General features: G+C 57.4%; 6 protein-coding genes. All 6 read left to right on the forward strand.

Features of this window, described 5'->3' with window-relative positions; all coding sequences use genetic code 11:
• Positions 1 to 58 precede the first annotated feature (58 nt).
• On the forward strand, positions 59 to 436 hold the full coding sequence (locus H6F43_RS17950) for a response regulator (protein WP_190344079.1): 378 nt from the start codon (positions 59 to 61) through the stop codon (positions 434 to 436).
• A gap of 4 nt (positions 437 to 440) precedes the next feature.
• Complete coding sequence (locus tag H6F43_RS17955) at positions 441 to 935, forward strand: chemotaxis protein CheW (RefSeq protein ID WP_190344080.1); 495 nt, start codon at positions 441 to 443, stop codon at positions 933 to 935.
• 66 nt (positions 936 to 1,001) lie between these two features.
• Complete coding sequence (locus H6F43_RS17960; RefSeq protein ID WP_190344081.1) at positions 1,002 to 3,824, forward strand: methyl-accepting chemotaxis protein; 2,823 nt, start codon at positions 1,002 to 1,004, stop codon at positions 3,822 to 3,824.
• Between the two features lie 54 nt (positions 3,825 to 3,878).
• On the forward strand, positions 3,879 to 6,896 hold the full coding sequence (locus H6F43_RS17965; protein ID WP_190344082.1) for a hybrid sensor histidine kinase/response regulator: 3,018 nt from the start codon (positions 3,879 to 3,881) through the stop codon (positions 6,894 to 6,896).
• 98 nt (positions 6,897 to 6,994) lie between these two features.
• Positions 6,995 to 9,913 carry a methyl-accepting chemotaxis protein gene (locus H6F43_RS17970; RefSeq protein ID WP_199290427.1) on the forward strand — a complete coding sequence of 973 codons (2,919 nt, stop codon included), beginning with the start codon at positions 6,995 to 6,997 and terminating at the stop codon, positions 9,911 to 9,913.
• The gene (locus tag H6F43_RS17975) at positions 9,910 to 10,992 is read left to right on the forward strand and encodes a pentapeptide repeat-containing protein (protein ID WP_190344083.1); all 1,083 of its coding nucleotides are present in this window, start codon (positions 9,910 to 9,912) and stop codon (positions 10,990 to 10,992) included. The genes H6F43_RS17970 and H6F43_RS17975 overlap by 4 nt, the downstream gene beginning before the upstream one ends.
• The last annotated feature ends 110 nt before the right edge of the window (positions 10,993 to 11,102 follow it).

Below are 11,102 nucleotides of genomic sequence, written 5' to 3' on the forward strand. Positions count from 1 at the left end.
CATTCAGTTTCAACTATTTGTGACCCCGTTTCCTACCCCCAAACACCCCAGAATTCCTATGAGTCCCACCTTGATGGCAACCATCCTGATCGTTGAAGACACGCTCTCTGAGATGGAGTTAATCAACCACTACCTGCGAGAGAGCGGCTACATCGTGCTGAACGCCGTTACTGCCAAAGAAGCGCTGAACAAAGCGGTGGAGCTAAAGCCGGACATCATCATTACGGATGTGGTCATGCCAGGAATGAGCGGATTTGAGCTGTGCCGCAGTCTGAAGCGGCATCCTGCTACGACAAAAGTTCCGATCATTGTCTGCACCTCGAAGAATCAGGAAATCGATCGTCTCTGGGCCATGAAGCAGGGCGCAGACGCTTACCTCACCAAGCCGTTTACCCGAGAGCAACTGCTTCGCGCTGTGCGATCGGTCGGAGGTTGAGCCAATGACAACCACCGCTCTCACACTCGCATCAAATCGTCCTCAGGTCGGAGATGCCTTCTTAAAATTTGAGTTGGGATCTCACATTCCTGCGGTGCTGCCCATGCGGCAGGTGCAGGAAGTCGTGTCGCTGCCGATGCATCGCTTGACCTCTATGCCGAACATGCCCGCTTGCGTGCTGGGATTGATGAATCGCCGCAGCCGCGTCTTGTGGGTGATTGATCTCGCCCGCGTGTTAGGCATTGGCTTTATGGATGCCTCAGTGCGCGAGTGCAACGTCATGATTGCCCGCACTGGAACCACGGCTCTGGGGATTGCCGTGCCGCACGTGGAGGGCATGGCATGGCTTCCACCTACCGATATTCAACCGCCACCTGGACACGTTGCGTCCGGACTCGTTCCTTATTTGCGCGGCTGCGTGCTGCGCTCTCAGGAAATTTTGCTCGTGCTGGATGCGGAAGCAATTTTGCACTCCTCAATGCTGCACGAGGATTCGTAGCTATCGCCGCTGAGAAACGCCCTGTTTAAGTCATCACTCGTCCACTCAATCCGGAATGCCACTCCTATGGTCAAGCCGATCGACATCAATCGCAGCAGCAACTCCGCTGCTCGTCCTCAACCAAGCTCGTCCCCGATCGTCCCGACGGATACTGCTTCGCTGTCTGCATCGTCTGCCCCAGCCACCACGAACAGCGCTCAATCCCGCTCCCAGCGCAAGCGGCGTGGGGTAAGAGCCAGTTTGCGCGCTCGGGCAACGGCGGTCGCTGTTGCGATCGGCACCATTCCTGTGCTGGGCATTGGTGCCCTTGCCTACTACTTTGCCGATCAGTCGTTTCGGCAGGAAACTGGCGACGCGCAGCTTGCCTTCACCAATCAGCTATCCGACAAGATCAATCGCTTCGTGTTTGAGCGCTACGGAGACATTCAGGTTCTGGCGCAGTTGCCATTTCTGAGCCTTGGGAAAGTACGAGACGCAACCAGCCCTGAGGAGAAGCAGGCGGTGCTGGATCGCTATGTGGAAACCTCCCGCATTTATCGCAGCGTCGCTGTTGTCGATTTAGACGGCAAGGTACTGATTCAGTCCAGCGGGGACTCGCTGCCCAGCCAAAAAGACCAGGCGTATTTTCAGACGGTGTTGAAGACCGATCGCCCGTTCATTGGTAGAGAGATTTCTCCAACGCTGATCAACCAGAAGCCAGAAATGTATTTTGCTGCTCCAGTGAAGGACTGGGTGTCTGGAAAAACGATCGCCATCGTGCGTACGGTCGTGCCGCTGCAAAAGCTGGAAGAGGTGGTTCAACGGTATCAGCTTGGCAATCGGGACTACGAATTAACCGATTCGACCGGAAACATTTTCTTGGCCTCGAGAAAGGAGCTAATTGGGTTACCGCTGAGTTCTACCTTGGATGGACTCGATCGCATCAAAGCCGATAAAAAACCGACGACCCTAGTTACGACACAAAAACAAACCAACGTGGAGGAACTCGTCAGCTACGTTCCTGGAACCACGCTGGAAGGTCTGCCACCGCTGGACTGGGAAGTGCTGATGACCGTGGACACTAGCACGGCGTTTTTGCCCCAGCGCAACCTGCTGATTACCCTGGCATTGGGAACAGGAATAACGGCGCTGTTGGTCGGCTCGATCGCCGCGCTGCTGGCTCGCCGCGCCACTCGTCCAATTCTTGAAGCGGCAGCGGTAGTGCAAGAATTTGGGCAGGGCAATCTTAGCCCTCGGCTGCGCGTAGACGGCGACGACGAACTCGCCACGCTGGGCAGCAACATTAACCAAATGGCGTTGCAGCTGCAAGCGCTTCTGCAAAAGCAGACTCGCAGCGCTCAGCGATCGCAGCTTTTGAGCGAAATTGTGCTGAACATCCGCCGGTCGCTCAGCTACGACGACATTCTGCAAACCAGCGTTGATGAGATTCGCGTGTTTCTCAACACCGATCGCGTGCTAATTTACCGCTTCAACGAAGATTGGCACAGCGGCGTCATCACTGCCGAATCGGTTGGACCGGGCTGGATTCGGGCAATGGGACAAACCATCCTCGATCCGCTTGGACCTAACGACGTTGCCCGCTACAGCACCGGACGCATTTGGTCTACCGAAGACATCCACAACGAGAACCTGACCAAGTGCCACTGCGAAATTCTGGAGCGGTTACAGGTTAAGGCAAACATTGTTGCTCCGGTCATGCGGAACAAGCAGCTAATCGCGCTGATTTGTGCCCATCAATGCTCAGGACCGCGCAAGTGGGACGTCGAGGAAGTGGAATTCTTTGGGCAGTTGGCAGCGCAGATTGGCTTTGCACTCGACCAAGCGTACTTACTGGAGCAAACCGATAGCGCCCGTCAGATCGCGGAGACGCTGTCGGAAGAGCGGCAGCACCAGAGAGACGAACTGCAACGGCAACTGCTGGACCTGCTGGGTGAAGTGGAAGGCGCAGCAATGGGCGATTTGACCGTCCGGGCAGACGTGACCGCAGGCGACATTGGCACGGTGGCAGACTTCTTTAACTCGATCGTGGAGAGTTTGCGCGACATCGTAACCCAGGTAAAGCAGGCTGCCACTCAGGTGAACCAATCGCTGGGCGACAACGAACAGTCGATTCGCCAACTAGCCGATGGTGCCCTACAGCAGGCAGAAGAAACCACGCGCACGTTGGACTCGGTGGAGCAGATGATGCGATCGATCCAGGCTGTTGCCGACAGCGCCAGTCAAGCTGCCACCGTCACCCGCACCGCTGCCAGCACCGCTGAATCCAGCGGCACGGCAATGGACCTGACCGTGCAAAACATTCTGAACCTGCGGGAGACGATCGGCGAAACCGCCAAGAAAGTGAAGCGACTGGGTGAGTCGTCGCAGCAGATTTCTAAAGTCGTGTCGCTGATTAACCAAATTGCTATGCAGACGAACCTGCTGGCGATCAACGCCGGGATCGAAGCCGCGCGAGCAGGCGAAGAGGGACAAGGCTTTGCGGTCGTTGCGGAAGAAGTGGGCGAGTTGGCGGCGCGATCGTCCGCTGCCACCAAGGAGATTGAGCAGATTGTGGCAACCATTCAGCGCGAAACCAGCGAGGTGGTAGAAGCCATGGAGCAAGGCACCACACAGGTGGTAGAAGGCACCCGTCTAGTCGAGGATGCCAAGCTGAGCCTGCAAGAGATCCTCACCGTGTTCCACCAAATCGATCAGCTCGTGCAGTTCATTTCGGACGCGACGGTTTCTCAGGTGGAAACGTCTCAGACCATCACAACGCTGATGGAAGACATTGCCGTAGAGGCTGGACGCACCTCCAACTCGTCTCGGCAAGTCTCCGAAGCGCTCAATCAAACCGTCGAGGTTGCAAAAGAGCTACAAGCCTCTGTGGAAACGTTCAAGGTCAACTAACGGACTGGCTACTAAACACGCACGACTGATTACTAACCACTCACTACTACAACCATGTCCCAAGACAAGGAACTCGAAATTCGGCGTCAGTTCCTCGACGAGGCGCAAGCGTATCTGGACTCGCTGGATGCTGCCCTGATCGGACTCGCCAACCACCGAGTGGATGTTCAAAAAATCAATGCCGCCCTGCGAGCCGCTCACTCGATTAAGGGTGGGGCAGGCATGATGGGATTTCCGGTGCTCAGTGACCTGGCGCATCGTCTAGAAGATGCGTTTAAGGTGCTGAAAATTCAGGGATCCTCATTGGAGATTACGTCTCAGCTAGAGAATCAGCTCCTAGCAGCGGTGAATGTGCTGCGGCGGGTGATCACGTTAGACCGCCAGGGAACCGCGATCGATACCCACTGGCTCAACGCCGATGTGCTGCCGATCTTCGAGGAGATCCACGATCGCCTCGGTGACCCCCAGTCCGAAGACGCCGCCACGATTTTGTCCCCGGAAGACGACGGGCAGAACATTCTGCCGATGCTGTTTGAGACCGAGGTAGATGGCTGTTTGCAGCGGCTAGAAGGAGTGCTGGCCCACCCAGACCAGCCCTGTCTCCGCGAAGAAGTGCTCATTTTGGCGCAGGAACTGGGCGGACTGGGAGAGATGCTGCAACTGAGCGCCTTTAGCCGTCTGTGTGAGTCGGTGCTGTACAGCCTCGAGGCAGAACCCGACGACGCCGAGACGATCGCTCAGCAAGCGCTGCGGGCGTGGCGACGCACCCAAGCGCTCGTCGTGGCGGGGCAGTTGGATCTGCTGCCCACTACGATCGAGCATCCAGCCGCCGCTGGCGCGGCTACTGCCGTTGCGGCTGCGCCAGTAGAGCCGCAATGGGAAGAGGTTTTCCAGCCGACCTGGGACACCTCCAACTCGTCTGAGGAGCTAGAACCACCGCTGACCGCTGCCTACTCCGAAGTCCTCGTAGACGACGAGGGAGTACGGACAATCGACGAGGTGGCTACGCCCCAGCCTGCTGCTGCGTCGGCGCGACGCGGGCGGGAGACGCAGGTATCTGACTTCAAAGTGCTGGACGAGCGCGTCGAGGTCGAGGCACCCGCGATCGAGGATTCCGATGCCACGGTGCGCGTCCCGGTCCGGCAGTTGAACCAACTCAACGACTTATTTGGCGAACTGGCGATCGAGCGCAACGGTCTTGATTTGTACCTAAGGCGGCTGCGGAGCCTGAGTCAACTGCTGAGCCAGCGGGTGCAGAATTTAGAGCAGTCGAATGCGCAGATGCGGACCGCCTACGACAAGGTGACACCCCAAGTCGAGGAAGACGCATTAATTAAAGTGGGCGTTAACGGCACTCATTCTTACAACGGCAACGGCAACGGCACGCACGACAGTAGCTCGACCTTCGACGCGCTAGAGATGGATCGCTACAACGAACTGCATTCGCTGTCGCAGCAGGTGATGGAAACGATCGTCCAGATTCAGGAAGTCAGCAGCGATTTAGACCTGAGCCTGGATGACGCCGAACAAAACGCCCGCGACTTAAACAAAACCGCGAAACGTCTGCAAACGAATCTGAACCAGCTGCGGATGCGCCCGCTCGCGGATGTGGTGGACCGATTCCCACGAGCGCTACGGGAACTGTCGTTGCAGTACGGCAAGCGCGTCAAGCTAGTGGTTCACGGCGGCAACACGCTGATCGATCGCAACATTCTGGAATCGCTGAATGACCCGCTGATGCATTTGCTTCGCAATGCGTTCGACCACGGCATCGAGGACCCTGACAGCCGCCACGCCAAAGGTAAATCGGAAGAAGGTGTGATCGAAATTAGCGCTAGCCACCGCGCCAACCGGACGTTAATTACGATTCGTGATGACGGCAACGGCATTCCGCTCGACAAAGTTCGCAGCCGCGCCGAGCAAATGGGACTCGACTCCAGCCTCCTCGCGGCTGCCAGCGATCAAGACCTGCTCTCGCTGATTTTTGAGCCAGGATTCAGCACCAGCGACCAGGTAACTGCTCTGTCCGGTCGGGGCGTCGGGCTGGATGTGGTGCGCGACAACCTCAAGCAGGTGCGGGGGGACATCAGCGTTGACACTGAGGCAGGCGTCGGCACCACCTTCACGCTTTCGGTGCCCTTTACGCTGTCGGTCGTGCGGGTGCTGCTGGTCGAGAGCAACGGAATGCTGCTGGTGCTGCCAACCGACACGATCGAAGAAATGTTCCTGCTGAAGCCGGAGCAGATTCTGACAACGGCGGGCAGTGAAATGCTCAACTGGCAGGGAACGCTGGTGCCACTGGTGCGCCTTGCGCCTTGGCTGCGCTTTAACTGCCCACGCCAGCCGCACGCGTTAGAAGCCGCGCCGACGATTAATGCGGCGTCGGTGCTGATTGTCCGGCGGGGTGGGGAGCTAATTGGTGTGCAGGTCGATCGCTGCTGGGGCGAACAGGAAGTCGCAATTCGGCGGGTAGAAGGCACACTGGCGCTGCCGACGGGCTTCTCAAGCTGCACGATTCTGGGCGATGGGCGCGTCGTTCCATTGGTGAACGTCGGAGAACTCCTGCACTGGATTACCAGCTGCGAACGCACTGCCCACGAGCAGATTCCTCCGGCTTTACTGCCCGCCGCATTCCGGGCGATCACGCCGCCCATGCTGATGCCGCCGACTCAGCCAGCCGTGTCCACGGACAAAGCCACCGTGCTAGTCGTAGATGACTCGATCAACGTGCGCCGCTTTTTGGCGCTGACGCTGGAGCGATCGGGCTACCGCGTCGAGCAGGCGAAAGACGGTCAGGATGCACTGGAAAAGCTTCAGACCGGCTTATTCGTGCAAGCGGTGATCTGCGACATTGAGATGCCGCGTCTAGACGGGTATGGCTTTCTGGCGCAAATCAAAGCCAACCCGCTGTACGAGTCGCTGCCCGTTGCCATGCTGACCTCTCGCAGCGGCGACAAACACCGGCAGCTGGCGATGAATCTGGGTGCTGCCGCCTACTTCTCGAAGCCGTACAACGAGCAAGAGCTTCTTCGCACCTTGGAGCGGCTCGTGACGAATGGCGCACTGGTCTAAATTCAAACTTCACTCGTCCAGCTTTGAATTCGGACTTGCTTCTCTCAATTCCTACATCATCCTAAATTCAAAACCCCTATGAGCTTTCTTACCCCCCTATGAATAACCCTCTGGGTCTTGCCGAGGACATGAATCGTTCGCGTCTTGAGAGTTCTGCTTCGTCGTCTGGTCATTCAGTACAGCCGCCGTCTTCCCTCCCAGCGATCGTCCGCCCCCGATCATCGCCGTGGCAGTGGTTTAGCGATTTACCCATCGCTCGCAAGCAGCTACTCGCGCTGATTGTCTGCGAACTGGTTCCAATCCTGGGCTTCGGGGTCGGATCTACGATCGTGCTAATCAATAGCTTGCGGACCCAGCTTCTAGCGCAGGCAACGTCTGAAGTTGCCGTCACCGAAACCAACTACAACATCAAACTGAACCAGATGGGGTTTGGCTCTCGTAGTCAATCCGACAACCCCGCCATCGTTGAAGCCGCAAGAGCCCAAAGCAACGGTAGTCCTCTCAACAAAGACTTACAGGAGCAGGTCAAAAAGATTCTGCAAAACGAAGTCAAAGCGGGGCGGATGGAGTACGCCACGCTGGTTGGCAAAGACACGCGGATTATCGTCAACGCCAACGCCGATCGCAAAGGAGAGCCATTTGATCCGGGCAGTCTGGTCAGCGAGATGCTTAAAAACCCACAGCAGATCAAAGCCAGCGAAGTTGTGCCCTGGACCGACCTGCTAAAAGAAGCGGCACCGCTGCCAGAGGGGTTCGGAAATCGGGATGCGCTGATTCGCTACGTCGTGACTCCCGTGCGCGACCCCAACAGCCGCCAAGTCGTCGGAGCGCTCGTGTTTGGCGATATTGTCAACGATAAGCGCCCGATCGTCGAAGCCACACTAAACGCCTTCGGCAGCGGCTACAGCGCTGTGTACCTGCAACAGGACTCCGGCTTCTCGCTGGCGACGGCGCTAGAGCGATCGCGCGCGGACGAAGAGGCCCAAGCGGATATTTCTCTACCGGACACGTCGCTGTTGGAGCAAGCCGCCGCGGCTAAAGGGCAAGTTGTGACGGAGCGCTTAGACGTGCGAGGACGCACCTACACCGTTGCTGCCAAAGCGGTTCCGAACCAAATCTTGGAAACGCCGGATGGACCTAGCCCGGTCTACAGCGATCGCCCGACCGCCATTCTCGTACGGGGTACACCCGAAAATAGTCTCAATCAGCTATTGAAAGCGAGCTTCCAGCAAGAGGCTGTGGTGCTGTTCCTGTCGGTGATGGTGATTATTCTTTGGAGTTTGATATTCCGCTACAGCATTTTGCGCCCGCTTCAGAACCTAAAGCAGGCAACCCAGGCGTTTACAACGGGAAATCGCACCGTTCGCACTCAGGTTTTTTCCAACGATGAAGTGGGACAGCTCGCTCAGCAGTTCAACCGCTTGGCAGACCGGATCTCGGCGTCGGAGTCCGCGCTAGCGTCAGAGGCAGCGCGCCAAGAGCAGCAGGCAAAAGAAGCCAAAGCGCTGAGCGATATCATCGTCCGCATTCGTCGATCGCTCAAGGTCGATAGCATTGCGCAAGTCGCCGTCGAAGAAGTTCGAGAGCTGCTGCGGGTCGATCGCGTCATTATTCTGCAATTCCAGCCCGACTCGTTAGTCGCAGAGGTGATTGCGGAAGTTCAGTACGGCAAATCGGTAACGCTGGGGCAGACGGTGCAGGACCCTCTGGGACTAGAGACGCCTGAGCAGTACGCCGGACAGCAAGTGTGGCACCTCTCGAATGTGGCGAACGAAGCCGTCAACGATCGCCACCGTGCCGCCCTTCAGCAGTTCGAGGCGAACGCAGAATTAGTCGCCACCATTCAGTGCAATGGTCAACGGTTTGGCTTGCTGTGCGCCCACTCGTGTGCAGAGCCGCGATTGTGGGAGGGAGCCGAAATCAACTTGCTCTCGCAGATCGCTGCCCAAATCGGCTACGCCCTCGACCAAGCCCAACTGCTAAGCGAGCGGCAAGCGGCGCTGTACGAGTCAGAGCAGCGGAAAGAAGCGCTCCAGCAGCAAATTTTGACCCTGCTCAACGAGGTTGAGGGGGCGTCTCATGGCGACCTCACAGTGCGGGCAGACGTGACCGTTGATGACTTGGGCACGGTGGCAGACTTCTTTAACTCGATCATCGAGAGTCTGCGCGATCTCGTGACCCAGGTGAAGCAGTCGGCGGCTCAGGTGAATACGCTGCTGGGCGAGAACGAGGGCGCAATGCAACAGCTTGCTGAGGAGTCTCGCCGTCAAGCCGCTGACACCACGCACATCCTCAACTCGGTCGAGGAAATGTCCCAGTCGATCGCGACGGTTGCCAGCAGCGCTCACCAAGCGGCAACGGTAGCGCGGGCAGCATCCAGCGTTGCCGAAATGGGCGACGCAGAGATGGACGCGACCGTACAGTCGATCCAACTGCTGCGCGAGACCATCGACGCCACGGCTCAACAAGTGAGGCAGTTGGGATCGACGTCAGAGCAAATTTCCAGAGTCGTGTCGATCATTAATGACATCGCCGTGCAAACGGATCTGCTGGCGATTAACGCTGGAATCGAAGCGACACGAGCGGGCGAACACGGGCGCGGCTTTACGATCGTCGCAACCGAGGTTGGAGAACTTGCGGCGCGATCGACGACTGCAACGCGTGAGATTGAGCAGATCGTGCAGACGATTCAGCGCGAGATCACGGCGGTTGTGGCGGCAATGGAGCGAGGCACCCGTCAAGTTGCGGGCGGCTCGCATGCGGTGAAGAACGCGAGGCAAAGTCTGCTTCAGATTGTGCGGGTGTCCCACGAGATTGACACCCTTGTGCAGTCAATCTCCGAGACAACGGTTTCTCAAGCGGAAACGTCGCGATCGGTGACGCAGTTGGTCAAGAACGTGGCGCAAGTATCCGGACGCACGTTGGACGCTTCGTATCGAGTGGTGGGAGCGCTGCGCGAAACGGTTAACGTCGCTCAGTCGCTACAAGACTCAGTCGAAACGTTTAAGGTGGAATGAATACGGAAGCCCTACTGCGAAAATACGGCACTGGCGATCGCGACTTCAGCGGCGTCAATCTGCACAACGTTAACCTCAAAGGATTGGTCCTGCCCAACCTGGACCTGTGGGATGCGGACCTCGGCGAAGCGTCGCTGCGGGGAACCGACTTACAGCGTGCGATTCTGGGTCGCACCCATTTGTACGGCACGGATTTTCGGGAGGCGAATCTGGCGGGGGCTGACCTGCGAAATGCCGATTTCAGTGAGGCAATTTTAGACTCAACGAACCTTCAGGGTGCACTCTACGACGAAACGACTCAATTTCCCCAATCGTACGACCCTACAGCAGTTGGAGCCTACCGAATTGCTCCTGGAGCCAATTTACAGCAGGCGGATTTGCACGGGTTGAATCTAAGCGGAGCCGATTTGGGCGGTGCTGACCTGACGCAGGCACTGCTGCACCAGGCAATTTTATTTGGAATCTGTTTGCGCCATGCCAAACTCAGCCGTGCAGCGCTCACTGACGCCGATTTAACCGAGGCAGATTTGCAGGCCGCCGATCTTAGCGGCACCAATCTCCACGGTGCCGATCTGACACAGACCGATTTGCGTCGATCGACCCTCTCTAGCTCCACGCTGAGCGAAGCCAACCTGACTGATGCCGATCTTCGTAAGGTGAATCTGTTTGGAGCCGACCTACGCACAGCAATTCTGCACAATACCAATTTTCAAGGAGCGCTCTACGACTCCACCACGCAGTTCCCGGACGGGTTCGACCCGATCGCCGCTGGTGCCTATCGGATTACCCCAGACGTTTCCCTGGCAGGGGCAGAGTTAGGCGGAGTTAGGCTTGCGGGAGCCGATCTCAGTCAAGCAAACCTGGTCGGCGCATACTTGTGTGGAGCCGACTTCTGGGGCGCGAACCTGAGCGAAGCCGACCTCACGGGTGCGGACCTCACCTATGCAAATCTCTGGGGCGCAAATTTGGCTCACGCAAACTTAAGCAATGCAAACTTAAGCAACGCCACTCTCCTCGACGTGAACTTAAGCGACACCATTCTGGACGGAGCGATCGGGGTTTCAACCTTGGATTCCTAGGTTGTGTTGATAATTGTATGAAGTTGGGCTGACTAAGCTAAAAGGCAATGTCAACCCCAACGTTACTGAGCGACGACCTGTGGGACAAACTGCTTGAGCTTTTACGCTAC

Source organism: Leptolyngbya sp. FACHB-36 (genome assembly GCF_014695955.1).
In the GTDB taxonomy this organism is placed as follows: Bacteria; Cyanobacteriota; Cyanobacteriia; order Leptolyngbyales; family Leptolyngbyaceae; genus FACHB-36.

Coding starts and splice junctions, on each gene's coding strand:
- H6F43_RS17950 (WP_190344079.1), top strand. CDS start 59: ATGAGTCCCACCTTGATGGCAACCATCCTGATCGTTGAAGACACGCTC.
- H6F43_RS17965 (WP_190344082.1), top strand. CDS start 3,879: ATGTCCCAAGACAAGGAACTCGAAATTCGGCGTCAGTTCCTCGACGAG.
- H6F43_RS17955 (WP_190344080.1), top strand. CDS start 441: ATGACAACCACCGCTCTCACACTCGCATCAAATCGTCCTCAGGTCGGA.
- H6F43_RS17960 (WP_190344081.1), top strand. CDS start 1,002: ATGGTCAAGCCGATCGACATCAATCGCAGCAGCAACTCCGCTGCTCGT.
- H6F43_RS17970 (WP_199290427.1), top strand. CDS start 6,995: ATGAATAACCCTCTGGGTCTTGCCGAGGACATGAATCGTTCGCGTCTT.
- H6F43_RS17975 (WP_190344083.1), top strand. CDS start 9,910: ATGAATACGGAAGCCCTACTGCGAAAATACGGCACTGGCGATCGCGAC.